The sequence below is a fragment of the Kribbella sp. CA-253562 genome (assembly GCF_050942265.1).
GTDB lineage: Bacteria > Actinomycetota > Actinomycetes > Propionibacteriales > Kribbellaceae > Kribbella.
Genome location: NZ_CP192049.1, coordinates 6,146,983 through 6,170,965, shown reverse-complemented (window position 1 = coordinate 6,170,965; position 23,983 = coordinate 6,146,983). Strand labels below are relative to the sequence as shown.

The window sequence follows — 23,983 nt, the reverse complement described above, 5'->3', positions numbered from 1 at the left end:
GCTGCCGTCCTTGTCTGCTGAGTGCGCTCGAATCCGCCCGCACTCATTCTTCCACGGCGACCAACGCGGCCGCCGGGTCGCGCAATTCCGGGTAGAGCGCCTCGACCGGACCGCTCAGTGCCGGGGCGAAGAAGTTGGTCTGCAGGTTGGCCCGGATGTCCGCCTCGGTCACGTCCAGCAGGCTCGCGCTCGGTGGCAAGGCTCCCGCGTTGTTGATCAGGACCGTCACGTCCGGTGCCGCCGCCACGGCCCCGGCGACCGACGCGGAGTCGGTGACGTCGAGCGTGAGGGGGACGATGCGCTCGTCGTCCCAGGCGCGGGGAGTACGGGCCGTGGCGTACACCTTCGCCGCGCCGCGCGCGAGTGCTTGGTGGACGAAGTGGGTTCCGATCCCACCGTTCGCTCCGGTGACCAGGACAACTGCTCCGTTGAGAGTGGGCATGTTTCCTTCTTTGGCGGGTTCGGGCGGCTTGATCGGTGGTGCGGCAGCGGGTCGACGTCAGCGCGCGAGGAAGTCGACGGCGAGCGGGGCGAACTCCTCGTGGAACTGGAAGATGCCGCCGTGGCCCGAATCGGGGTAGATGACCAGTTCCGACCCCTTGATCCGGCGGTGCAGGTCTTCGGACAGCACCGAGGGCACCATCCGGTCGTTGTCGCCGTTGGCGATCAGCGTGGGGTGGGCGATGGCCGACAGATCGGCGGGGGCGGCCCGGCCCCACTTCTTGATCGCCTTCAGCTGCGTCCGGAACGCCGTGATCTTCAACGGTGCGTCACGGTCGGTGGTGCGCTCCGCGAGCCGGTTGACGAACGCGCGGGCGGCGACCTTGCCGGTGGCGTTGCGGTTGAAGAACAGGAACTCCTTCGGGTCCGACCGGGTCAGGGTCGCGCGCAGGATGTCGTAGTAGGTGACGCCGGCAACCTTGTCCATGTCCTTGCCGCCCGCGGGTCCGGTGCCGGTCAGGACGAGCTTGCGGACGAGAGTGGGGTACTTCGCGACCAGGGCCTGGGCGATCATGCCGCCGAGGGAGAACGAGAAGATGTCGACCCGGTCGAACCCGAGGGCCTTGATGAACGTCACGGCGTCGTCGGCCATCGCCTCGATGCTGCCGGGAACGCGGCCGGTGGAGGCGCCGACACCGCGGTTGTCGAAGGTGATCACGTGATGCCGCGCGGCGATCGGGTCGATGATCCGTGGGTCCCAGTTGTCCAGGTTCGCGGCGAGGTGCACGAAGAAGACGACGGGGACGCCGCCCTTCGGTCCCAGTTCGCGGTACGCGTAGGTGACGCCGTCCGCGACGACGGTGCGGGTCGGTGCGTTCTGATAGGCGGTGACGATGTCGTCGCGGGCGTGCCGGTTCGAGTTCATGGTGTTCTCCGGTTTTCGGGGTGCTGCCTGATGGATGATTCGGTCCTACTGACGACGGCCTTGCCGCGAATGCCGCCCTGGCCCAGCGACTGCACCGCCTGCACGGTCCGGTCGAAGTCGAAGACCCGTCCGACGACGGGCCGCAGTGCGCCGCTGTCGACGAGCGCGGTGATCTGGCGGAGCTGGTCACCGCTGGCGCGCATGAAGAGGAACTCGTACGTCACGCCGAGGCGCCGGGCTTGGCGGCGGACGCGGCTGCTGAGAACGGTCATCGCCAGCCGGAGCAGCCGGTTCGCGCCGAGCTCGCGGGCGAACCCCGCGTCGGGCGGCCCGGCGATCCCGATCACCTTGCCGCCGGGACGCAGTACGCGCAGCGACTTCGCGAGGTTCTCGCCCCCGAGGCTGTCCAGCACCAGGTCGTACCCGTCGAGCAGCTGCTCGAAGTCCTGGCTGCGGTAGTCGATGACGACGTCCGCTCCGAGCTCGCGGACGAAGTCCGCGTCGCGAGCGCTGACCGTGGTGGCGACGGTCGCGCCGAGGTGCTTGGCCAGCTGGATCGCGACCGTCCCGACTCCGCCGGCACCCGCGTGCACGAGAACCCGCTGCCCCGGCCGCAGCTCGCCCCGCTCGACGAAGGCCTGCCAGGCGGTCAACGCCACCAGCGGGAGCGACGCCGCTTCCTCGAAGCCGATCGAGGCAGGCTTGAGCGCGAGGTCCGTCTCGGCGACCGCGATCCGCTCGGCGAAGGTGCCGATCCGGTCCTTGCCCGGCCGGGCGTACACCTCGTCGCCGAGCGCGAACCCCCGCACGTGGTCGCCGAGACCGATGACGGTGCCCGCGACGTCGTTGCCGAGGACCAGCGGGAGCTCGTACGGCAGCACCTGCCGGAACTCGCCCGCCCGGATCTTCTCGTCGAGCACGTTGAGCCCGGCCGCGCGGACTTCGACTAGCACGTCGTGCGGTCCGACCACGGGCTCGGGGACTTCGGCTTCCTGCACCGGGGCCTTGTACTGCCGGACGACGAACGCGCGCATGGCGACGGCCTACTCTCCGCTGGATGTTTCTGAGTTAACTCGATAATGAGTGCACTCAGTAAAGAAGTCAAGCGGGGGCGCAATCGGCGACTGAATGAGAGGGTGGCGGTGGGTCGCAGCGAGCGCCGGCGAGCGGGGAGGCGCCCGCGTCGGGTGAATCACCTGCACCCCGCCCACCCGTTCACCCGCTCGCCCGTGCATACGCTCGCCCGTGCATCCGCCCCGCCATGCACCTTTGCACTCGTAACCCGCCCGCCCGCTTACGCGTGCACCCGCCGATCACGTGCCTCGCGGGTCCACCTGTCTTCACAGGAAGCGGGCGACAGCACGCGCAAGGCAAGCGGGCGACAGCACGCGCACCGGCGGGCGCCAGCCCGCAACTGAACCAAGGGTGGGTGGGAGCAGGCACGTCGCGAGCGCCAGCGAGCGCAGGCGCCCGCGTGGGGTCTATCACCTGCACCCGCTCACCCGCGCGCCGGACCGATCGCCTGCCGCGGGCCTACTCCGCTTTCACACGAAGCGGGCGACAGCACGCGCACCGGCGGGCGGTAGCCCGCAACTGAACCAGGGGTGGGTGGGAGCAGGCACCGTAGCGAGCGCCAGCGAGCGGAGGCGCCCGCGTGGGGGACTTCCCCCGCCGTACGACCTAGCTGAAGTGCAGATCCGGGTTGGTGAGTTTGCCGAAGCGCAGCGCGACCAGGTCTCGCGGATAGTTCTGCCGCAGCCGCCACGGACCCGTGGTGCCTTGGCGCGGAAGCAGCGCCGCGGCTCGGCGGATGTAACCAGAGGTGAGGTCGACGACTGGGCGGGCGGGCTTCGCGTACTCCTCGGCCGGGATCTCCGGCAGGCAGACCCGCGTGCCGGTTCGGCTCATGTGGTTGAGCAGGCGGCAGACGTACTGCGAAGTGAGGTCCGAGCGCAGCGTCCAGGAGTTGTTGGTGTAGCCGATGCACCAGGCGAGGTTGGGGACGCCGCTGAGCATCATGCCGCGATAGACGAAGGTTTCGTTGACGGCGACCGGCCGGCCGTCCACGGTCAGCGCGATCTTGCCCAGGGCAACCATTTGCAGACCGGTCGCGGTGACCACGACATCCGCCTGCAGGTGCTCGCCGGAGCGGAGCCGGATGCCGTCGGGCGTGAACGTCTCGATCTCGTCAGTGACGATCGACGCGGAACCGCCACGGAACGCCTTGAACAAATCCGCGTCCGGCACCAGGCACAGCCGCTGGTCCCACGGCTTGTAGCGCGGTACGAAGTGCGGTTCGGCCGGGATCGACGGCGGCAGTTCCCGCGCGGCCGCCTTGTTCAGGAACCGGGCCGCCGGCGCGGGCCAGCGCCGGAACGCGCTGTACACCAGCGAGCTGAAGGCGACGTTCTTCCCCCGGATGACGTGGTGCGCCAGCCGTTCGGGCAGGATCGCCCGCAGCCGGTCCGAGACCACGTCGTGCGCCGGCCGGGAGGCGATGTAGCTGGGGGAGCGCTGCAGCATCGTCACGTGCTCCGCCCGGTCGGCCATCGCCGGGACCAGTGTCACCGCGGTGGCGCCACTGCCGATCACGACGACCCGCCGGCCGGTGTAGTCCAGGTCGGCCGGCCAGTGCTGCGGGTGCACGACGCGACCCTCGTACGACGCGAGCCCGGGAAAGTCCACGACGTACCCGCTGTCGTAGTCGTAGTACCCGCTGCAGACGTAGAGGAAGTTGCAGGTGTACGACTCGCGCTCGGTCTGCACGGTCCACAACGCGTCGGCCGTCGACCACGACGCCGCGAGCACCTTCCGCCCGTACCGGATCTTCTCGTCGATCCCGTACGCCGCGGCCGTCTCGTGCAGGTACTCCAGGATCGACGGCCCGTCCGCGATCGCCTTCGCCGCCTTCCACGGATGGAACGGGAACCCCAGCGTGAACATGTCCGAGTCCGACCGGATCCCCGGATAGCGGAACAGGTCCCACGTCCCGCCGAGGTCCTCCCGCGCCTCCAGTACGGCGTACGAGCGCTGCGGGCTCTGGGTCTGCAGGCGGTACGCCGCACCGATCCCGGACAGCCCGGCGCCGACGATCAGGACGTCCAGGTGCTCCACGCATGCCTCCCTGCGGCTTGTTGAGTCCCTCGTCAACACTAGCCACCCGCGCCGAACGGTGCTGTACGCCAGGTCACGTGATCAGTACGCAAAGTCGTCGCATCGGTTTGTCGATTCCGTCGGCGGGCGTTCGTCAGCAAGATGTCAGCAGAACCCCGACACGAGGGAGCCCGTGATGGCGCAGTACATGTTCCTGCTCTTCGACAGCGAGGAGTGGTACGACCAGATCACGCCGGAGGAGTGGCAGCAGCAGATGAAGCTGCACGGCGACTTCATGGCGGCGGTGGAGGCGGCCGGGGCGTCGATCGTCAGTTCGGCCGCGTTGCTGCCGTCGTCGACGGCCAGCACGGTCAAGCAGCAGGGCGACGGCGAGCCGCTGGTCACCGACGGCCCGTTCATCGAGACCAAGGAGGCGCTCGGCGGCTACTACCTGATCGAGGCCAGTGATCTCGACCAGGCGCTCGCCCTGGCCAAGCTGGTTCCGTCGGGCAACATCGAGGTCCGCCCGGTGATGGACACCTCGGAGAGCGCCGAACCGCCGGCGTAGCCGCTGTGGAGGGTGGGATCTCCAGCTCAGGGAGATCCCACCACCCTCCGGGCAGAAGGAGCTGGAGTCTTGGGAGTCAGCGCGAGACTGGTCGCCGAGCGGGTCGAGGCGGCGCATCGCGAGTGCTGGTCGGTGGTGCTGGCCGCCACGGTGCGAGTGACGCGCGACCTGGATCTGGCCGAGGACTGCGCGCAGGAAGCGTTCGTGCGGGCGTTGCGCGCCTGGCCCGAGGAGCTGCCCGACAACCCGGCCGGCTGGCTGACGACGGTCTCCAAGCGGCTGGCCCTGGACAAGCTGCGGCGGGAGACGACGCTCCGGCGCAAGCTGCCCCTGCTCGTCGAAGAACCGGGCGAGGTGGAGCAGCCGACCGATCCGCTGCGGCTGGTCTTCACCTGTTGCCACCCGGCGCTGGCGCGCGACTCCCAGGTCGCACTGACGTTGCGGCTGATCTGCGGGCTCACGACGCGCGAGGTCGCTGCTGGGTTGCTGATCAGTGAGGCCACGGCGGCCGCGCGGATTACCCGCGCGAAGAAGAAGATCGCGGCCGCCGGCATCCCGTACCGGATTCCCGCCGACGACGAGCTGGCGAGCCGCCTGGACGTCGTACTGACGGTGGTGCAGCTGGTCTACACGGCCGGTCACGTCGCGGCGGGGCCGGAGTTGACGCGTGCCGATCTGACCGGCCGGGCGCTCGAGCTGGCCCAGCTGCTGGTGCGGCTGATGCCCGATGAGCCTGAGCCGCAGGCGTTGCTCGGGCTGCTGCTGATGACGCAGGCCCGAGGTGACGCGCGGGTGAGCGAGGACGGCGAGCTCGTACTGCTCGCGGATCAGGACCGGTCGCGATGGGACGTCAGGTTGCTCGCCGAGGGCGTCAGCCGTGCGACGGCGGCGTTGCGGAAGGCCGACCCACCGGGGCGATTCGCTTTGCAGGCGGCCGTGGCCGGGCTGCACGTGACGGCGCCGAGCTGGGAGGAGACCGACTGGGTGCAGGTCGTCCGGATGTACGACGCGATGCTGCTCGGCTGGCCGTCGCCGATCGTGGCGCTGAACAGGGCGGCGGCGCAGAGCCTGGTCCCCGGCGCCGACCTGGTCGCGGTGCTCGGCGAACTGGATGCCCTGGGCAAGGAACCGGCGCTGAAGGCGTACGCCTACCTGCCCGCCACGCGAGCCGACGTACTGGCTCGCCTGCAGCGCCCGGCGGAGGCCGCCGCGGCCTACGACGCGGCGATCGCGCTGACCGCGAACGGTGCGGAACAACGCTTTCTGCGGCGCCGACGGGCGTCGTTGCCGACGGCGAATCCCGGTGCTTGACTGGGGTATGAGCTATTCCGGTCAGTTCCAGGGGCAGGGTGTGCCGCTGTCGCCGTCGGAGGAGAAGACGTGGAGCATGCTCGCCCACGTCGGGGTGTTCGTCGCGGCCTGGTTCGCGATGGGGTTCCTGTGCCCGCTGGCGATCTGGCTGATCTTCCGCTACCGCTCGGACTTCGTTCGCCGGCACGCGCTGGAGTCGCTGAACTTCCAGATCTCGCTGCTGATCTACGGCGTGGTCGCGGCGATCCTGGTGCTGATCACCTTCGGGCTCGGTGTCCTGATCGTGCTGCCGCTGGTCGTGATCGGCCTGGTCGCCGCGATCGTGGTCATCGTCCGCGCCACGATGGCCGCCTCGGACGGCCGCGACTACCGGTATCCGCTCACGCTGCGCTTCGTGAAGTGATCAGGGTGAAGTGATCAGTACGGCGAACCGTCGCGCAGGTTGTGCAGCTTGGCCGGCTCGGCCAGCAGCACCGGGAGCCGGCGGGCGTTGAGTGGTGAGACCAGGCCGGCCAGGTCGGCCGGGGCGTACCAGTCCAGGCCGAGGATCTCGAAACCGTCGGGGTGCAGGGTCGAGATCAGCGACGGATCGTGCACGCCGCCGTCGTACAGGATCTCGATCGCGTCGCCCCAGCCCTCCCAGCGCGGCAGCCAGTCGATCGCGAGCACGCCGTTGACCGGCAGGGCGACCCCGAGCTCCTCCTCCATCTCGCGGCGGGCGCCGGTCAGCGGGTCCTCGTCGGGTTCGACCACGCCGCCGGGCAGCTCGAGGTCCTTCTTGTAGCTGACCTTGCACAGCAGCACCCGCCCGGCGGGATCGCGGACGACGACGTGCGCGATCACCCGCTTCTTCGGCAGCACCGAGTCCATCAGCGCGGTCCAGCCCGACAGCGTGTCGGCCCGCGGGTCGTCCCGGCGCAGGCCGTAGACCGTCACGTCCCGCCGCTCACCCTGCAGCACGGCGCCGCCGCGCAGCAGCCCCTCGCGCCGGAAGCCGGAGCGGATCGCGACCCGGGCCGCGGCCCGGTTGTCGGGGTCGACTTCGACCTGCAGCCGGTCCAGGCCGAGCTCGCCGAAGGCGTAGACCACCAGAAGCCGGACCGCGCGCCGAGCGACCTGCCGGCCCCGGTACGGCTTGTACGTCGTCCAGGTGACCGCGCCGACGCCCGGCGAGATCCGCCGGACCTCGACCGTGCCGACCGGTCCGGACTCACCGGCCAGCTCGACCACGAAGTTCACCGCGGACCGGTCGTCGGCGTACGCGCGACGGGACCGTTCGACCGCGTCGGCCAGGTCGGACCGCTGCGGCGTACCGCTCAGCCCGAACCAGCGGACCATCTGGTCGTCGGTCAGCCCGTGCGCCGCGTCGATGTCCTCGTCGCGCCAGGGACGCAGCGTCAGATCCCCATCGGTCAACGTCGGTTGCGGCGGCACACCAGTCACGTCGGGAACGGTACCCGACGCAACTTCTCCCATCCCGCAAGCATCGTTCCAGGTACACACACTGCCTTGGGGGGAACATGCTGAAACGCGCACTGGCACTGGCTGTCCTACTGACCGCACCGGTCGTTGTCGGCGAGCCGGCGCAGGCCGCCGGGACAGCGATCGGCCCGGTGACGCTCGCGTGGGCCGACGCGGAGCAGACCATGGTCCGGATCACCTGGACCGAGACAACGCCCGTGGCCAACACCGTCGGCGTCCCGAACGTCCAGCCGCTCGGGACGACGACAGTGGCGCAGCCCAACGAGCTCGTGGTGGAGGGCCGCAGCTTCCCCAAGACCGCGGCCGACGGCAGTCAGCAGATCCAGGTTGCCGGTTCGGACGGTACCGAGGCACTCTCGGCCCCCTTCGACAGCTACGTCAGGCCGTCGAGCTCGTTCAGTCTGTCGTTCGCGGCGTACAACCAGCTCCGCTGGTCGCTGCCGGCCGACGACGCCGTCGACGGTACGCCGGACGACCCGCTCGACCTCCCGAACCACTACAGCTACCACGTCGACCAAGGCTTCGACCCGAATCCCTTCCAGTGGCACGACGGGATGTGCACCGTGACGACGACCGTGAGCTCCACCCGGACCGGCGTCGTGCCGAATCCCGGGCGCCCGTTCACCCTCAGAGTGGCAGCGCAGAACGAGTGGGGCCAAAGTGCCGTCGCGCCCCGGAAGGTGAGCATGGTCCCCGACGTTCAGGTCACGGCTCCGGGCGCCACACCGTACGGCGGCACCACCACATTGACCGGACACGTGGACCAGAACGCAATGCTGATCACCGGCAAGCCGCCGTTGTGCGACGAGCGCCGCCGGCCGCTCGCGCAGACGACACTGATCGTGCACCAGCGCACCTCACCCCAAGCACCCTGGACGGTCGTCGGCACCACCCGAACCGGCGATGACGGCAACTACCGGGCGGTCTTCCGCAACCCCGGCCCTCGCGAGTACCGCGTGGTCGTCGCCAGTCACATCGACCCCGCCGGGATCCCGGTGTTCGGTGCTGACAGTCAGACGCGCTCTGTCCGCTCAGTCACCCGAGTCGTCTCGGCGAAGTTCATCCAGCCGACCGTCAACCTGGGCACCCAGCCGCAGGCCTATCTCTGGGTCGACCCCGCCGGGTCGCAGAAAGCCGCACTGCAGTTCAAGAACGCGAGCGGCGCCTGGCAGGGCGTCGCGTACAAGACCCTGTACGCCGGCCGCGGCATCCTCGCCTTCCCGTGGAACAGGCGCGGCACGACCCAGTTCCGCTGGTGGGTCCCGGCCACCGGGGCGATCGGTTCGACGTACAGCGGGGTCTTCACTCTCACCGTCCGATGACCTGGGGAACTCGCATGCTGAAACGAACACTGGCTCTGACTCTGCTGCTCACCACCCAAGCTCTTCCCGCACCCGCCGCACCCGCCGCGATCGGCCCGGTGACGCTCGCCTGGTCCGACGCGACTCACACCAAGGTCCGGATCACCTGGACCGAAACAACGCCGGTGGCCAACACCGTGGCGGTCGGCATCCGGCAGCTCGGGACGACGACGGCGGCGCAGCCCAACCAGCTCGTCGTGGATGCCACCAGCTTCCCGAGGACCGAAGCCGACGACAGTCAGCAGGTCCTGGTCGCCGGTTCGGACGGCACCGAGGCACTCTCGGTCCCCTTCGACAGTTACGTCTACACCCCCGGGGACCTGGAGCTGTCGTCGCCGTCGTACGACCGGATGCGCTGGACAGTCCCCGAGGACGACAGCGTCGACGGCACGCCCGGCGACCCGCTGGACCTGCCGGTCCGCTACCGCTACGAGGTCGAGCACGACCTCGATCCGAATCCGGACAAGCCGGGCGACTGGTCCTGCGCCGGGAACACGATCATCACCGACGTCCCGACCGGCACGGTCGCGCGAACGGGCCGCCCGTCCAACCTCTGGGTTCGGCCGGTGAACGAGTGGGGGAAATCCGTGATCGGCGGCTGGGCGGTGCTGAACGCCATCACGGGGATCAAACTCGCCGCGCCGAGCGCGACGCCGTACGGCGGAACGACGACGCTCGCCGGACAGGTGAAGTGGAGGTCGCTGATCATCAGCGGTCAGCCGCCGACCTGTAACGAGTGGGAGCACAACGCGACGGCGACAACTGTCGTCGTGCACCAGCGGACGTCCCCGACCGCACCCTGGACCGTGGTCGGCACCACCCGGACCGACGAGCAGGGCAACTACCGTGCCGCCTTCCGGAACCCGGGCCACCGCCAGTACCGCGTGGTCGTCGCCAACGAGGTGCGACCCACCCTCGAGGCCCGCTTCGGTGCCGACAGCGCGACGGTCGGGGCCCGGGCGACGACTCGGGTGGTGTCCGCGAAGTTCATCCAGCCCGTGGTGAATCTCGGCACGCGACCGCAGGCCTACCTCTGGGTCGATCCGCCTGGCACACAGAAGGCCGCGCTGCAGTTCAGGAACGCTTCAGGCGCTTGGCAAGGCGTCACCTACAAGACCCTGTACGCCGGTCGCGGTCTCATCGCCTTCCCGTGGAACAAGCGCGGCACGACCCAGTTCCGCTGGTGGGTGCCGGCCACCGCGTCGGCCGACGCGACGTACAGCGGGGTCTTCACCCTGACCGTCCGCTGACCCGCAACCTTTCCGCCGATCGCCGCATCAAGCCCATGTAGACAACGACCTGGGGGCTGGAATGCTGCAAGCACTTCTCGCGACATCACTCGGCCTGGCGCTCGCCGGCCAAGCTCTGCCGGCCTCGGCCACGCCGGCCGCGGCGACCGTGGAGGACGTGACGATCGCCTGGACCGACACCACCCACAGCAAGATCCGCATCAGCTGGTCCGAAACGACGCCGGTCGCGAACACCCTGCGCTTCGCCAGCAGCGATCAGCAGCTCGACCTCGGCGCCACGACGGCCGCCCAGCCGAACGAAGTGGTGATCAACGCGTCCCACCTCGGCTCGCTCAGCCAGTACGACGAAGGCCGCATCGTCGTCACGGCGACTGGCGCAACCGAGGCCGCCTCACCGGCGTTCGACCGGTTCCTGCCGAGCGTCGAGCCCGCGCTGGACTTCGCGACCGACGGCCGGTGGACCTGGCGGATCGCCGGCCACCTTCCTAGCGACACCACGCCGAACGATCCACTCGACCTCGATCTTGTCGCCCGGTACACGCCCCAGCTACTTGTCGACCAGGAGCCCCGCGTGCTCGGCGGCTGCGGAGTGATCGAAGGGACGACCACCACCGAGCCGACCGGACCGGCACCCAGCACCGATCAGGCGGCCGCGCTGGTCGTTCGATCCGTGAATGAATGGGGACCGAAAGGCCGTTACGGGTTCAGTCTCCCGGTGACGACGTCCACGCTGTCGCTCACCGCACCCACCAGCACCCCGTACGGCGCACCGCTGGTGCTGACCGGCCGGTCGATGGAGAAGCGACTGATCTTCTGGCCGTCGTCCGGGTCCTGCAGTATCTACAACCAGCCGTTAACGAGCACCCGCCTGGAGGCGCGGGACTCCAGCACGGGCTCGTGGTACCTGGTCGGAACCCTGCCGCAGGTGCGGGGGGACGGGACCGTGACCGCCAACCTGGTCAACCGCGGCGCGCGTGAGTTCCGGTTGCACAGGCCCGAGATCCACTACTCGCGCTACGTGAACATCGGCGCGGTCTCGCCGATTCGCGCGGTCCGCACCACCACCCGCGTCGTCTCGGCCAAGTTCATCCAGCCGGTCGTTGCCCTGGGCACGAAGCCGCAGGCCTACCTGTGGGTCGATCCGGCCGGCACGCAGCAGGCCGCCCTGCAGTTCAGGAACTCGGCCGGCGCCTGGCAGGGCCTCACCTACAAGACCCTGTACGCCGGCCGAGGCCTGGTCGCCTTCCCGTGGAACGTGCGCGGCACGTTCCAGTTCCGCTGGTGGATTCCCGGCAGCACCGCCGGGCTGAGGGTCGACCCCGTCCACAGCCCCGTCTTCACTCTCACGGTTCGGTAGGTATCCCAGATGATGACTTCACTGCTCGCCACAACTCTGCTGTCCACCGCCTTGACCACACCCGCGCCGCCGTCCGTGCTCGCCGCCGACGTCCAGCTCGCCTGGACGACGGACGGCAAGGTCCGGATCAGCTGGAACGAGACCAGTCCGGCACCCAACACCGTCGTGCTGGAGCGACCGGGGGCCGAAGATCTGCTGCTCGCCAGCCCCGCCGCGACGGAGCCGAACACGGTCGTGCTCGCACCGGACAAGCTGGAGCCGTGGGGCTCCACGACCGACCGCGCGCGGATCGTGGTGTCCGAGCCGAGCGGTGACGTGGCCCGCTCGGCCGACTTCGACCGCTACCGGCGCGCCGCGGCCCAGGCGCACATCAGTTACCGGCCGAACGGCGACCTCGCCTGGTCGGTCCCGCCGGACCCGGTGGTCGACTCGACCCCGAACGATCCGCTCGACGTCGCCGCGCCCACGACGTACGGGCTGCGGCTGATGACGGGAGAGCAGCCCTGGACCTATGACCGGTGCCGGATCGAGTACACCGCGCGGACCACCGCACTCAGCGGCGTGATCACCAAGCAACGGCCGATGGAGGTCATCTTCCTGGCGTGGAACGAGTGGGGTGCCGCCCAGCTCGACTGGCGGCTCGTCTCGAGCAGCGTGGTCACGCTGAACGCACCGGCCTCCACGCCGTACGGCGCGACCGCGACCCTGACCGGCAAGGTTGCCACCCGCCGGATCTTCGAGAACCCGGCGCCACCCAACGGCGCCCCGCCGATCTGCCTCGACGAGGAGTCGGGGACGCGGCCGAACACCACGGTCGTCCTGCAGGCGCGCGACTCCGCCACCGGTCCCTGGTACGTCGTCGGTTCGGGCAAGACCGATGCCGCTGGCAACTACAAGTTCCCGCTCCGGAACCCCGGCGCCCGCGAGTACCGCACCACCGTCGCGGGCACCACCGGCACCAGCCCCCTCCAACCCGGCACCAGCCCGGCCCGGACGGTCCGCGCGAGCACGCGCGTCGTCTCGGCCAAGTTCATCCAGCCGGCCGTCACCGTCGGCACCCGGCCCCAGGCCTACCTGTGGGTGGATCCCGCCGGCACGCAGCAGGCCGCGCTCCAGTTCAGGAACTCGGCCGGCGCCTGGCAGGGCCTCACCTACAAGACCCTGTACGCCGGCCGAGGCCTGGTCGCCTTCGCGTGGAACGTGCGCGGCACGTTCCAGTTCCGCTGGTGGATCCCCGGCAGCACCACGTCGACCCGCCTGCCGGTGGACGCGGTCTACTCGGGACCCTTCACCCTCAAGGTCTCCTGAGCCGTCGACGTCGGCCGAGCCTCACCGTCCGAGGCTCAGCCGTCGTGGCGGAACCAGACGGCGGCCAGCGGCGGAACCGAGATCTCGGCGCTGCTGGCCATGCCGTGCCAGCTGGTGCCGTTGGCCTCGACGCCACCGAGGTTGCCCACGCCGGAGCCGCCGTAGACGTGCGCGTCGGTGTTGAGGATCTCCTCCCAGTGGCCGTCGAACGGCAGGCCGACGCGGTAGCCGTAGTGCGGGATCGCCGAGAAGTTGACCACACAGGCGACCGTCGGCTCACCCTCGGCGCCGAAGCGGACGAAGGAGAAGGTGTTGTTGCCGGCGTCGTTGGCGTCGATCCAGCTGAAGCGCTCGGGAACGTGGTCGTTGGCCCACAACGACCGCAGGTCCTTGTACGACGTGTTGAGGTCCTTCACCAGCTGCCGCAACCCTTGGTGATCGGCGTGGTCGAGCAGCCACCAATCCAGCTCACCCTTCTCCGACCACTCCGACTCCTGGCCGAACTCGCCGCCCATGAACAGCAGCTGCTTGCCGGGGTGGGCCCACATCATCGCCAGGTAAGCGCGCAGGTTCGCCAGTTGCTGCCACCGGTCGCCCGGCATCTTGCGCAGCAGTGAACCCTTGCCGTGCACGACCTCGTCGTGCGACAGCGGGAGGACGAAGTTCTCGGAGTACGCGTACATCATCGAGAACGTCAGCTCGTGGTGGTGGTACTGGCGGTGGATCGGCTCGTGCTCCAGGTAGCGCAGCGAGTCGTTCATCCAGCCCATGTTCCACTTGAACCCGAAGCCCAGGCCGCCCAGGTGCGTCGGGCGGGTGACGCCCGGCCAGGACGTCGACTCCTCGGCGACCGTGATCACGCCGGGCACCCGCTTGTAGAGCGTCGCGTTCATCTCCTGCAGGAACGAGACGGCTTCCAGGTTCTCGCGGCCGCCGTACTGGTTGGGCACCCACTGGCCGTCTTGCCGGGAGTAGTCGAGGTAGAGCATCGAGGCGACCGCGTCGACGCGCAGACCGTCGATGTGGAACTCCTCGGCCCAGTAGAGCGCGTTCGCGACCAGGAAGTTGCGCACCTGCGGCCGGCCGAAGTCGAACACCAGCGTGCCCCAGTCGGGCTGCTCGCCGCGGCGCGGGTCCGGGTGCTCGTACAGCGGGGTGCCGTCGAAGCGGGCCAGCGCCCAGGCGTCCTTCGGGAAGTGCGCCGGCACCCAGTCGACCAGTACGCCGATGCCGGCCTGATGCAGCGCGTCGACCAGGAAACGGAAGTCGTCGGGGTCGCCGAAGCGCGAGGTCGGGGCGAAGTACGAGGTGACCTGGTAGCCCCAGGACCCGCCGAAGGGGTGCTCCATCACCGGCATCAACTCGACGTGGGTGAAACCCATCTCGTTGATATAGGCAACGAGTTCGTCGGCCAGCTCGCGGTAGGTCCGGCCCTTGCGCCAGGACCCGAGGTGCACCTCGTAGACGCTCATCGGCTCGGCGTGCGCCTGCGCCGCCGCGCGCCGCTGCAACCAGTCGGCGTCCTTCCACTCGTACGCCGACTCGTGCACGACCGAAGCGTTGGCCGGGGGAGTCTCGGCCAGGTTCGCCATCGGGTCGGCCTTCTGCCGCCACACGCCGTCGCGTCCGCAGATGTCGAACTTGTAGCGGGTGCCCGGACCGACGCCCGGCACGAACAGTTCCCAGACGCCGCTGGAACCCATCGTGCGCATCGGATGCGCGCGACCGTCCCAGAAGTTGAAGTCGGCGGTCAGCCGGATGCCCTGCGCGTTCGGCGCCCAGACCGCGAACGACGTGCCGGTGACGGTTCCGCCCGGGCCGTCGTACCGGCGCACGTGCGCGCCGAGCACGGTCCACAGCTGCTCGTGCCGGCCCTCGCCGATCAGGTGCAGGTCCATCTCGCCGAGCGACGGCAGATACCGGTACGGGTCGTCGATCTCCAGCGCCGGACCGTCGGTGTAGGCCACCTCGAGCCGGTAGTCGGGCACCTTGTCGACGTCCAGCACGCCGACCCAGACGCCCTCGAACTCGTGCTCCAGCTCGACCCGCTGGTCGTCGAACAGCGCGGTCACCGTGCTCGCGAACGGCCGCAGCACGCGCAGCGTCACTGATCCGTCGCCCAGGTGCGGCCCGAGCACCTGGTGCGGATCGTGGTAGGTCCCGGCCACCAGCCGCTCGAGCACCGACCGCTCAACCTCGACGCGCCCGGTCCCGGGCGTGGTGGATCCGGGCACAACCTGCCCGCTGGTGGTCGGAACGGCCTGTTCGTCAGGCGTGACCACCGGTTCGGTCATCGCCTCCGACAGCGGCGTCCGCACCTCGGCATCGTGCTCGTCGCGCTCGTTCGATCCCATACACCCAATCCTGCCCGATGGACTCTTCGATTCCCGCATCCCGTACCCGTCCGTCGAGGACGTACACAGGACCGGTCCTACCGCCGCGGCTCGGCGAGCACGTGACTCCGGACGGTTTCCAGCATCCGGAACCGGCGTCCGCCGACGGCCTCGACCGTCAGCAGACCGCGATCCGCGAGCTCGGTCAACGCCGGAGCGACATCCCGTGGATCGACCGCGACCTGCTCGGCCGCCTCCAGCGTGAACCCGTCGGTGAAATCGGCGACCCGGCGCAGGACGGCGCGCTCGGCGTCGTTCAGCAGTTCGTGCGACCAGTCGAGCACGGCGACCAGACCAGTCGGGCGGGAGGCGGTCGTCGAGCGCGGCGCCGGCACGGCCGTTTGCGAGCCGGTGGCGAGCCGCTCGGCGAGCTGGGGAACGGAGACCGTGCGAGTGAGGCCGGCGGCCAGTTCGATGCCGAGCGGCAGGCGGTCGACCGCCGTACAGATCGCTGCGACCAGTCCCGGATCGGCGCCCTGGGCATCGGCCGCGCATCGCTCGGTGAACAGCTGGGCGGCGGCGATCGCGTCGAGCGGTTCGATCGGCTGCGGCTGCTCGGCGGCCAGCTCCAGCGGTTGTTGTGAGGTGACCAGGATGGTGAGTTTCGGCGCTCGCCGGAGCAGCTCCGGGATGAGCCGAGCGACCGGCCCAGTCAGCTGGTCGGCGTTGTCCAGCAACAGCAGTTCGTTGCCGAGGCCGGCCACCGCCTCGTCGAGATTGTTGCTAGCGGCACCATCTCCGGCGATCGCCGCCCGTACGGCGTCCGCCTGGCGCAGCGAGGCGAGGTGGACCACCCGGACCGCTCGACCGGCCGACGCCACCACGCGCGTCGCCTCGAGCGCCAGCCGCGACTTCCCGCTGCCCGGTCTTCCGGTGAGAGTGATCACCCCGGGGAGGTCGAGCCGGTGCACCAGTTCGGCGAGCTCGCGTCCCCGTCCGACGAACGTTGTCATAGGCAACGGAAGCTCGGGATCCGCCGGTGGCGTGGCGAGGACGGCCGACTGGGGGAGCAGCAGGCCCGGATCCTGCCGCAACAGGCGCAGCTCCATCTCGGCTGTTGTCGCCGCCGGCTCGACATCCAGCTCGCCGGCCAGCCGCGACCGCAGCACGGCCAGCCGGTTGAGCGCGTCCGCCTGGCGTCCGGTCCGGTACAACGCCAGAGCCAGCAAGCACCACAGCCGCTCGTGCACCGGGTGTTCGGCGGCCAGCGCCTCCAACTCCCGCCCGGCTTCCGTCGCACCGCCGAGGGCGAGCTCCGCGTCCAGCCGCTCCACCTGGAGGTCCAGCCGCCAGGCGTCCAGCTGCTCGGCTTCGGTCGCGGCGTACGGGATCGTGCGCAGGTCGGCCAGCGAAGCGCCGCGCCACAACGCCGTCGCCTCGCGTCCGAGCGCACTCACCGTCGCGTGATCGCCCGCGCGCGCCGCGGCGTACAGGGCCTTGGTCAGCGATCGTGCGCTGACCAGATCGGTCATCCGCGCGGACAGGGCGTACCCGTTGGACGCTCGCGTCAGGATGTCGGGCGTGCCGAGGGCGGCGCGCAGCCGCGACGCGAGCACCCGTAGGCGCTCGGTCGGCCGGGCCAGATCGACGTCGCCCCACAGATCGACGGCGAGCCGCTGGTCCGGCACCGGCAGTCCGCCGGCCAGCGCGAGGCGCACCAGCAGTGCCCGCTCCAACGGCCGGTCGACCGCCACCGCGACGCCGTCCAGCCGCACGGCGAGAGGCCCGAGAACCAGGACCTCCAGCTGCGGCTCGGATGGCATAGCGAGAAGTATGGCAGCGCGCGGGCTGCCCCTGCTCGCGTCAGTCGTCGACGGTGGACGACTCCGTGGTGCTCAGCTGAGCGGCTGCGGCGAGCGGGATCGGCAGCCAGGACGGCCGGTTGCGCGCCTCGTACATCGTCTCGTAGATCACCTTGTCGGCCAGGAACGCGCTCAGCAGCACGCCCTGGTCGCGCGGGTCGGTGCCGGCCACCTCGGCGTACCCGTCGCAGAACGCGCGGCGGTTCCGGTTGGCCCACTCGGCCGCGCGGTAGGCGATCTGCTGGTCGCCCTGGTGATCGGCCAGCAGCGACCGGGCCGCGTAGTCGAACGAGCGCAGCATCCCGGCGATGTCCTTGATCGGGGTGTCCAGCGCCCGCCGCTCGATCAGCGACTTGGCCGGCTCACCCTCGAAGTCGATCAGCTTCCAGCCGTCGATCGTGCGCAGTACCTGACCCAGGTGGAAGTCACCGTGGATCCGCTGCACCGGCACGTCCTGGCCGTACTCCGCGAGCGCGGTGAAGGCCCGGCTCAGGCCCTCGGCGTAGGGCTGCAGTTCCGGGATCGCCGCGCTGGCCTTGTCCAGCCGGCGCTGCATCGCGGCCGCGTGCTGGACCATCTGATCCGGCGGCCAGACGTCGGTACCGAGCGCCTTGGCCAGCTCGGAGTGCACCTGAGCAGTCGCGGCGCCCAGCCGGTGCGACTCCCCGGCGAAGTCACCGCCGACCTCCTCGGCGTGCAGATCGGCCTCGGCGTACAGGTCACGCACGGAGGTGGTCGCGTACGACCAGCCGTCGGTGGAGTTCTTCGCGAACGCCGTCATCATCGCCAGGTCACCGGAGTCGGTGCCGCCGCCGGCGCGCGGCCAGGAGCCACGCGCCGACCCGAGCACCTCGGGCACCAGTTCGGAACCCGCCTCGGTGAGCGCCGACTCGATCTCGACGCCGGGATTGCTCCCGGGCTCGAGCCGGCGGAACACCTTCAGCAGCGCGGTGTCGCCGAAGACCAGCGACGTGTTGCTCTGCTCGACCGTGAGCACCAGCGACTGCGCGTCGTCGGGGACGACGAGCGTGCGCTCCGGCGCGTGCACCGGGTGGAACTCCAGGCCGGCCAGCTGGCGCCCGTGGGTGAGGGCGTCCAGCCAGTACGGCGTGGCTTCCTTGTCGTGCAGGGCGTCGTACACCCAGACCCGGGTGTCGCCCAGGTCCGGCTCGTTCCACTCGCCGACCAGTGCGTGGCCGAGATTGTCGACCGGCGCGGTGTGGTAGCTGAGCGGCAACTGGTAGACGCGGATGGCGTTCTCCGCCCCGGGCGGCCCGGAGCAGTAGACGAACCCGATCCGGACCGCGGGCCAGACGCCCTCGTCCGACAGCCACACCGAGGTGGCCATCGCTTCGACGTCGACGTCATGTCCTTTCTCACCGAACCAGCGCTGGTGGGTGCAGAAGGACTGGACCTGGTCCAGATGGGAAGTCACGAAGAGCTCTCCTCACGATCGGCCGACTTGTTCACCGGCAGCCGGAACCAGTAGAAGCCGTGCGCGCCCAGGGTCAGCAGGTACGGCAGCTCACCGATGGTCGGGAAGTGCACGCCGCCGAGCAGCTCCACCGGCTCGACGCCCTGCCACTGCCGCAGATCCAGCTCGATCGGCTGCGGGAACCGCGACAGGTTGTTCACGCACAGGACGACGTCGTCCCCGAACTCCCGGATGTACGAGAGCACGCTCGGGTTCGACCCGCCCAGATCCGTGAAAGTACCCATGCCGAAACACGGGTGCTGCTTGCGGGTCTGGATCATCCGCCGGGTCCAGTGCAGCAGCGACGAGGCGTTCTCCATCTCGGCCTCGACGTTGACCGCCTGGTACCCGTAGACCGGGTCCATGATCACCGGCAGGCTGAGCTTGCCCGGCGTCGCGGTCGAGAACGACGCGTTGCGGTCCGGGGACCACTGCATCGGGGTCCGGACACCGTCGCGGTCACCGAGCCAGATGTTGTCGCCCATGCCGATCTCGTCGCCGTAGTACAGGATCGGGGAGCCGGGCAGCGACAGCAGCATCGCGGTGAACAGCTCCATCCGGTTCACGTCGTTGTCGAGCAACGGCGCGAGCCGGCGGCGAATGCCGATGTTGGCCTTCATCCGCGGGTCCTGGGCGTACTCGCCCCACATGTAGTCGCGCTCTTCGTCGGTCACCATCTCGAGCGTGAGCTCGTCGTGGTTGCGCAGGAAGATGCCCCACTGACAGGTGTCGGGGATCTGCGGGGTCTGGGCCAGGATCTCCGAGATCGGGAAGCGCGACTCGCGCCGTACGCCCATGAAGATCCGCGGCATCACCGGGAAGTGGAAGGCCATCTGGCACTCGTCGCCGCCGGACTCGCGGTCGCCGAAGTACTCGACCACGTCGCCCGGCCACTGGTTGGCCTCGCAGAGCAGGACGCGGTCGGTGTAGTTCGCGTCCACCTCCTTGCGGACCCGCTTCAGGAACTCGTGCGTCCTGGGCAGGTTCTCGCAGTTGGTGCCCTCCTCCTCGAACAGGTACGGCACGGCGTCCAGCCGGAAACCGTCCACGCCGAGGTCGAGCCAGAACTTCAGCGCCTCGATCATCGCGTCGCCGACGGCCGGGTTCTCGAAGTTCAGGTCGGGCTGGTTGGAGTAGAACCGGTGCCAGAAGTACTGCTGGCGGACCGGGTCCCAGGTCCAGTTCGAGGTCTCGGAGTCGACGAAGATGATCCGCGCGTCGGAGTAGGCCTCGTCGTTGTCGGACCAGACGTAGAAGTCGCCGTACGGGCCGTCGGGATCGGTGCGCGACGCCTGGAACCAGGGGTGCTGGTCCGAGGTGTGGTTCATCACGAAGTCGACGATGATCCGGATGCCGCGCGCGTGCGCGGCCTCCATGAACGCGGCGAAGTCGGCGATCGTGCCGACCTCGGGCATCACGTTGGTGTAGTCGGAGATGTCGTAGCCGCCGTCACGCAGAGGTGAGGGGTAGAACGGCGGTAACCACAGACAGTCCACGCCGAGCCACTCGAGATAGTCGAGCTTCTCGGTCAAGCCTTGCAGGTCGCCGATTCCGTCGGCGTTCGAGTCCTTGAATGACCGCACGAGGACTTCGTAGAAGACGGCCCGCTTGAACCACAGCGGGTCACTCTTCGTCAGTCCGTGGTGCTGCTCCGGCAGCATGTCGGTCACGCTCACCTCCATCGGGTGTATCCCCTCGGTCCAAACCTAGCGGTACTACGGGCTGCCGCCGCCGGACGATTCCAGCGACGCGCGGGTGGACACCGGGGGCGGGCTCTGCATCCCGTACCCGGTCACGGGCATCTCAAAAGGAAACAGGGTCCGGAGGGTGTCCGGGGTGGTGTGGATTGGCGCCGTGGGACAGCGGTCCGGACCGGCGTTGGAGTCAGTGTGACGCCGGTTTGCCAGTACAAGCAAATAGGGGCCTGATCCCCCTATTTTCGGGCCGATTCGTTACCCGGAGCGCGTTGCTTCCGGCCTGCTCGCGCGTTAGTTCTGGTCACCGCGCGGCGACCGCCGCGGCGTGGGCACGTACTTGGTGAAACCGGCGCGTTCGGCGTCGGCCTCGGTGCGGAACCAGACCTGGGGTCTGGTGCGGCCGTAGTACGGCGAGTCCGGAGTGTGGAACAGCATCGACTCGGTGGTCGCCTTGATCGTGAAGCCGTCCGGCGGGCTCTGGTGCTCGACGGCGTCGGCCGAGCCCGGGCCGTACTGTCCGGGGACGACGGCCCTGCCCGAGCCGTCGAACAAAGCCGGTGCGGGGGAGTCCTCGGGGTCCATGCGTTGGGAGAAGGACGGTTGTCGTTCGGGCTCGGGCCCTGCGTCTGTTCCTGCCTCGGTCCGGGTTTCGGCCGGGGTTTCGGCCGGGGTTTCGGTCGGGGCTTCGGGCCGGGCTTCGGCACCGGCGCGGGTTTCGGCACCGGCCCGGGTTTCGGCACCGGCTCGGGTTTCGGCGGCCGGGGCGCCGGCGGTGACCAGCACCTTCTCCTCCACCGGTTCTGCCGCGCGCACCTCTTCGTCCACCGGGGGTTCCCGCCGGCTGAGCAGGAGCCAGGTGATGACGGCGCCGAGCAGGAACGCGAGCAGTTCCCAGGGCCAGTTGTCGCGGGCGAGCGTGCTCATCGGTGCAGGCTCCGGTGGACGAGATAGGCCGCGGCGCTGCCGAGCACGAACGAGGCCAGCAGCAGGACCCACAGCTGTGCGTACAGCGAACTCATCGACAACCCCTACGGGACTCGGATCTCGACCCGGCGGTTCGCGATCCGCCCGGCGGAGGTTCTGTTGGACGCGACCGGCTCGGACTCGCCGTACCCGCGGCTGATGATCCGCTCGGCCGGTACGCCGAGCCGGACCAGCTGGGCGGTCACGGCGTCCGCGCGGCGCTGCGACAGCGGCAAGCTCGTCGACGGGTCGCCGAGATTGTCGGTGTGACCGGCGACCTCGACGCGGGCGGTGGCGCAGCTCTTCAGCAGCGCGGCGACCCGCGGGATCGATCCCCGCGACCGCTCGCTGACGATCGCCGTCCCGGACAGGAAACGGATCTTGTGCTGACCGGTCAGCTGGGCGAGCCGGCTCTCGAACGTCTGGCAGGCCTCGCTCACCGGCGGCTTCACGGCCGTCGGCACGCGCAGTTGGTTCGCGACGACGGCGCCCGGCACGGCCTTCGCCGCTGCCCGCGCCGCAGTTGCTTTGGTCGCTTGGTCCGCGACGTCGCCGGTCAGGGTGATCGTCGTGCCGTCGTACCGGACGGCGACGTCACCGGTCGCGGCGCGCAGAGCGTGGAGGAGGCCGACCAGGGCGTTGGGATTCGCCAGGCCGGTCGCCGCGTCGACGGTCAGCTGGTCGCCGAAGGTCTCGTTCGTGTCGAGCAGCGACCGGATCTCGTCGACCACCTTGTCGCGGGCGGCCTGATCCTGCAGTACTGCGGTGACGCTGAGGCCGGCGTCCTCGGTCCACGCGATCGAGAACGGCGCGGCCGTGGGCTCGGGCGGTACGACGGTGGTCGAGGCGCTCGGGGCCGGGGGAGTGGTGGTCGCCGGCGATTGCGCCGTACCGGCTTCGTCGGCGGTCGCGTTGCTCAGGCCGTCGCCCTTGAAGGCGACCAGCAGAGCGGTCAGCAGCAGAGGCACGACCAGGAGGGCAAGCAGCCAGATCCGAGCGGGTCGCCGCGGTGATCCAGGCACGTGTTCCTCCGTCGATACGGTCATTGACCGTGCGCGAGGAGACTACTCGGTGAATCGGTTCTGGTGCACCCCGGACCAGCCTCTGATCACGCCCGATGTCCACCGTTGTCGCGCCCGGGCCCCGGTGGCGTCACCGAGTGGTCGGGTGATCGCGTAGACATTTTTATTTCGGTTTCTTCTTTTCTTAACCCGCTGTGCTGAGTAGGGTGCGCACAGTGCCTCTCCCGCCCCCTGGAGGAACACATGAGGATCCGCTCCCTGCCCACCCTCGTCGCCGCGCTCGCACTGCTCGGCACCGGAGTGGTACCGGCCGCCGTCGCGGCCACCCCGTCCGAGGACGCCGCCGCCCAGCCGTTGCCGACCCGCGTGGTCGAGCAGCAGGACGGTACGAACGCGGTGGCCGCCGGCAAACGCGTCGTCGGCTACTTCACCGAGTGGGGTGTCTACGACCGCAACTACCACGTCAAGAACATCAAGACGAGCGGATCGGCCGCGAAGCTGACCAACATCGTCTACGCCTTCGGCAACACCACCGGCGGGCGCTGCGCGATGGGCGACTCCTACGCCGCCTACGACAAGGCGTACGACGCGGCCGGTTCGGTCGACGGCGTCGCGGACACCTGGGACGCCGGCGCGCTGCGCGGCAACTTCAACCAGCTGCGCAAGCTGAAGCGCGAGTACCCGAACATCAAGGTGGTCTGGTCGTTCGGCGGCTGGACCTGGTCGGGTGGCTTCACCGAGGCCGCCAAGAACCCGGCCGCGTTCGCCGACTCCTGCTACAAGCTGGTCGAGGATCCGCGCTGGGCCGATGTGTTCGACGGCATCGACATCGACTGGGAGTACCCGAACGCCTGCGGCCTGAGCTGCGACACCTCCGGGCCGAACGCGTTCAACAGCGTGATCAGCGCGCTGCGCACGCGGTTCGGCTCGTCCGCGCTGGTGACGGCCGCGATCACCGCCGACGGCACCAACGGCGGCAAGATCGACGCCACCGACTACGCGACGGCCGCGCAGAAGCTCGACTGGATCATGCCGATGACCTACGACTACTTCGGCGCCTTCAACGCCCAGGGCCCAACGGCGCCGCACTCGCCGCTCACGTCGTACAACGGGATCCCGCAGGCCGGCTTCCACAGCGACGCGGCGATCCAGAAGCTGAAGAGCAAGGGCATCCCGGCCGCGAAGATCCTGCTCGGCATCGGCTTCTACGGCCGCGGCTGGACCGGCGTCACCCAGGCCGCTCCCGGCGGCCGCGCGACCGGCGCCGCGCCCGGCAAGTACGAGGCCGGCATCGAGGACTACAAGCTGATCTCCACCCGCTGCCCGTCCACCGGGACCGTCGGCGGTACGGCGTACGCGTTCTGCAACGGCCAGTGGTGGGGCTACGACACCCCCGCGACGATCCGCAACAAGATGACCTACGCCAACCAGCAGGGCCTCGGCGGCGCCTTCTTCTGGGAGCTGTCCGGCGACACCAGCAGCGGCGCGCTGATCACCGCCGTGAAGACCATCGGCTGATCCGGCAGCCCTTCCCCG

The 23,983-nt window shown here is 69.6% G+C and carries 19 protein-coding genes; 8 read left to right on the top strand and 11 right to left on the bottom strand.

Going from position 1 to position 23,983, the window contains the following annotated elements; all coding sequences use genetic code 11:
- Positions 1 to 43: 43 nt before the first annotated feature.
- The 4 genes from ACQPXM_RS28995 to ACQPXM_RS28980 form a co-directional block, all read right to left on the bottom strand.
- Positions 44 to 442 (bottom strand): SDR family NAD(P)-dependent oxidoreductase, encoded by a 399-nt coding sequence (locus ACQPXM_RS28995; RefSeq protein WP_432939232.1) that lies wholly within the window; start codon positions 440 to 442, stop codon positions 44 to 46.
- Between the two features lie 57 nt (positions 443 to 499).
- Positions 500 to 1,366 carry an alpha/beta fold hydrolase gene (locus tag ACQPXM_RS28990; RefSeq protein ID WP_432939229.1) on the bottom strand — a complete coding sequence of 289 codons (867 nt, stop codon included), beginning with the start codon at positions 1,364 to 1,366 and terminating at the stop codon, positions 500 to 502.
- Positions 1,363 to 2,400 carry an NADP-dependent oxidoreductase gene (locus tag ACQPXM_RS28985; protein ID WP_432939226.1) on the bottom strand — a complete coding sequence of 346 codons (1,038 nt, stop codon included), beginning with the start codon at positions 2,398 to 2,400 and terminating at the stop codon, positions 1,363 to 1,365. Before ACQPXM_RS28985 ends, ACQPXM_RS28990 begins: the two co-directional genes overlap by 4 nt.
- Positions 2,401 to 3,046: 646 nt before the next feature.
- Complete coding sequence (locus ACQPXM_RS28980; protein WP_432939224.1) at positions 3,047 to 4,480, bottom strand: flavin-containing monooxygenase; 1,434 nt, start codon at positions 4,478 to 4,480, stop codon at positions 3,047 to 3,049.
- 175 nt (positions 4,481 to 4,655) lie between these two features.
- Between ACQPXM_RS28980 and ACQPXM_RS28975 the strand changes: the two genes are divergently transcribed.
- From ACQPXM_RS28975 to ACQPXM_RS28965, 3 genes are all read left to right on the top strand, one after another.
- Complete coding sequence (locus tag ACQPXM_RS28975) at positions 4,656 to 5,027, top strand: YciI family protein (RefSeq protein ID WP_432939222.1); 372 nt, start codon at positions 4,656 to 4,658, stop codon at positions 5,025 to 5,027.
- A 69-nt stretch (positions 5,028 to 5,096) separates the two neighbouring features.
- Positions 5,097 to 6,338, top strand: coding sequence for an RNA polymerase sigma factor (locus ACQPXM_RS28970; protein WP_432939220.1), 1,242 nt, complete (start codon positions 5,097 to 5,099; stop codon positions 6,336 to 6,338).
- Between the two features lie 7 nt (positions 6,339 to 6,345).
- Positions 6,346 to 6,741 (top strand): DUF4870 domain-containing protein, encoded by a 396-nt coding sequence (locus ACQPXM_RS28965; protein WP_432939217.1) that lies wholly within the window; start codon positions 6,346 to 6,348, stop codon positions 6,739 to 6,741.
- Positions 6,742 to 6,755: 14 nt separating this feature from the next.
- Here the strand turns inward: ACQPXM_RS28965 and ACQPXM_RS28960 are convergent, their stop codons facing one another.
- Entirely contained in the window at positions 6,756 to 7,781 is a 1,026-nt protein-coding gene (locus ACQPXM_RS28960; RefSeq protein ID WP_432939214.1) for an NUDIX hydrolase, read from the bottom strand.
- A gap of 77 nt (positions 7,782 to 7,858) precedes the next feature.
- Here ACQPXM_RS28960 and ACQPXM_RS28955 point away from each other — a divergent pair, with 77 nt between their 5' ends.
- From ACQPXM_RS28955 to ACQPXM_RS28940, 4 genes are all read left to right on the top strand, one after another.
- Positions 7,859 to 9,142, top strand: coding sequence for a hypothetical protein (locus ACQPXM_RS28955; RefSeq protein WP_432939212.1), 1,284 nt, complete (start codon positions 7,859 to 7,861; stop codon positions 9,140 to 9,142).
- A 14-nt stretch (positions 9,143 to 9,156) separates the two neighbouring features.
- Positions 9,157 to 10,431 (top strand): hypothetical protein, encoded by a 1,275-nt coding sequence (locus ACQPXM_RS28950; RefSeq protein ID WP_432939209.1) that lies wholly within the window; start codon positions 9,157 to 9,159, stop codon positions 10,429 to 10,431.
- Positions 10,432 to 10,492: 61 nt separating this feature from the next.
- Positions 10,493 to 11,788 (top strand): hypothetical protein, encoded by a 1,296-nt coding sequence (locus tag ACQPXM_RS28945; protein WP_432939206.1) that lies wholly within the window; start codon positions 10,493 to 10,495, stop codon positions 11,786 to 11,788.
- A 9-nt stretch (positions 11,789 to 11,797) separates the two neighbouring features.
- Positions 11,798 to 13,096, top strand: coding sequence for a hypothetical protein (locus tag ACQPXM_RS28940; RefSeq protein ID WP_432939203.1), 1,299 nt, complete (start codon positions 11,798 to 11,800; stop codon positions 13,094 to 13,096).
- A 35-nt stretch (positions 13,097 to 13,131) separates the two neighbouring features.
- Here the strand turns inward: ACQPXM_RS28940 and glgB are convergent, their stop codons facing one another.
- The 6 genes from glgB to arfA form a co-directional block, all read right to left on the bottom strand.
- Positions 13,132 to 15,450, bottom strand: coding sequence for a 1,4-alpha-glucan branching protein GlgB (gene glgB / locus ACQPXM_RS28935; protein WP_432939201.1), 2,319 nt, complete (start codon positions 15,448 to 15,450; stop codon positions 13,132 to 13,134).
- Positions 15,451 to 15,527: 77 nt separating this feature from the next.
- Complete coding sequence (locus ACQPXM_RS28930; protein WP_432939198.1) at positions 15,528 to 17,252, bottom strand: BTAD domain-containing putative transcriptional regulator; 1,725 nt, start codon at positions 17,250 to 17,252, stop codon at positions 15,528 to 15,530.
- Positions 17,253 to 17,292: 40 nt separating this feature from the next.
- Positions 17,293 to 18,726 (bottom strand): maltokinase N-terminal cap-like domain-containing protein, encoded by a 1,434-nt coding sequence (locus tag ACQPXM_RS28925; protein WP_432939195.1) that lies wholly within the window; start codon positions 18,724 to 18,726, stop codon positions 17,293 to 17,295.
- Positions 18,723 to 20,447: a maltose alpha-D-glucosyltransferase gene (gene treS / locus ACQPXM_RS28920; RefSeq protein ID WP_077015950.1), complete on the bottom strand. Its 1,725-nt coding sequence runs from the start codon at positions 20,445 to 20,447 to the stop codon at positions 18,723 to 18,725. Before treS ends, ACQPXM_RS28925 begins: the two co-directional genes overlap by 4 nt.
- Positions 20,448 to 20,753: 306 nt before the next feature.
- Entirely contained in the window at positions 20,754 to 21,386 is a 633-nt protein-coding gene (locus tag ACQPXM_RS28915; RefSeq protein ID WP_432939191.1) for a sunset domain-containing protein, read from the bottom strand.
- A gap of 104 nt (positions 21,387 to 21,490) precedes the next feature.
- Positions 21,491 to 22,393: a channel-forming protein ArfA/OmpATb gene (gene arfA, locus ACQPXM_RS28910; RefSeq protein WP_432939188.1), complete on the bottom strand. Its 903-nt coding sequence runs from the start codon at positions 22,391 to 22,393 to the stop codon at positions 21,491 to 21,493.
- 297 nt (positions 22,394 to 22,690) lie between these two features.
- On the opposite strand from arfA, the gene ACQPXM_RS28905 reads away from it, so the two are divergent.
- On the top strand, positions 22,691 to 23,965 hold the full coding sequence (locus ACQPXM_RS28905) for a glycoside hydrolase family 18 protein (RefSeq protein ID WP_432939185.1): 1,275 nt from the start codon (positions 22,691 to 22,693) through the stop codon (positions 23,963 to 23,965).
- Positions 23,966 to 23,983: the final 18 nt, after the last annotated feature.

Coding starts and splice junctions, on each gene's coding strand:
- ACQPXM_RS28965 (WP_432939217.1), top strand. CDS start 6,346: ATGAGCTATTCCGGTCAGTTCCAGGGGCAGGGTGTGCCGCTGTCGCCG.
- glgB (WP_432939201.1), bottom strand. CDS start 15,450: ATGGGATCGAACGAGCGCGACGAGCACGATGCCGAGGTGCGGACGCCG.
- ACQPXM_RS28955 (WP_432939212.1), top strand. CDS start 7,859: ATGCTGAAACGCGCACTGGCACTGGCTGTCCTACTGACCGCACCGGTC.
- treS (WP_077015950.1), bottom strand. CDS start 20,447: ATGGAGGTGAGCGTGACCGACATGCTGCCGGAGCAGCACCACGGACTG.
- ACQPXM_RS28950 (WP_432939209.1), top strand. CDS start 9,157: ATGCTGAAACGAACACTGGCTCTGACTCTGCTGCTCACCACCCAAGCT.
- ACQPXM_RS28995 (WP_432939232.1), bottom strand. CDS start 442: ATGCCCACTCTCAACGGAGCAGTTGTCCTGGTCACCGGAGCGAACGGT.
- ACQPXM_RS28985 (WP_432939226.1), bottom strand. CDS start 2,400: ATGCGCGCGTTCGTCGTCCGGCAGTACAAGGCCCCGGTGCAGGAAGCC.
- ACQPXM_RS28940 (WP_432939203.1), top strand. CDS start 11,798: ATGATGACTTCACTGCTCGCCACAACTCTGCTGTCCACCGCCTTGACC.
- ACQPXM_RS28975 (WP_432939222.1), top strand. CDS start 4,656: ATGGCGCAGTACATGTTCCTGCTCTTCGACAGCGAGGAGTGGTACGAC.
- ACQPXM_RS28905 (WP_432939185.1), top strand. CDS start 22,691: ATGAGGATCCGCTCCCTGCCCACCCTCGTCGCCGCGCTCGCACTGCTC.
- ACQPXM_RS28930 (WP_432939198.1), bottom strand. CDS start 17,252: ATGCCATCCGAGCCGCAGCTGGAGGTCCTGGTTCTCGGGCCTCTCGCC.
- ACQPXM_RS28915 (WP_432939191.1), bottom strand. CDS start 21,386: ATGAGCACGCTCGCCCGCGACAACTGGCCCTGGGAACTGCTCGCGTTC.
- ACQPXM_RS28945 (WP_432939206.1), top strand. CDS start 10,493: ATGCTGCAAGCACTTCTCGCGACATCACTCGGCCTGGCGCTCGCCGGC.
- ACQPXM_RS28990 (WP_432939229.1), bottom strand. CDS start 1,366: ATGAACTCGAACCGGCACGCCCGCGACGACATCGTCACCGCCTATCAG.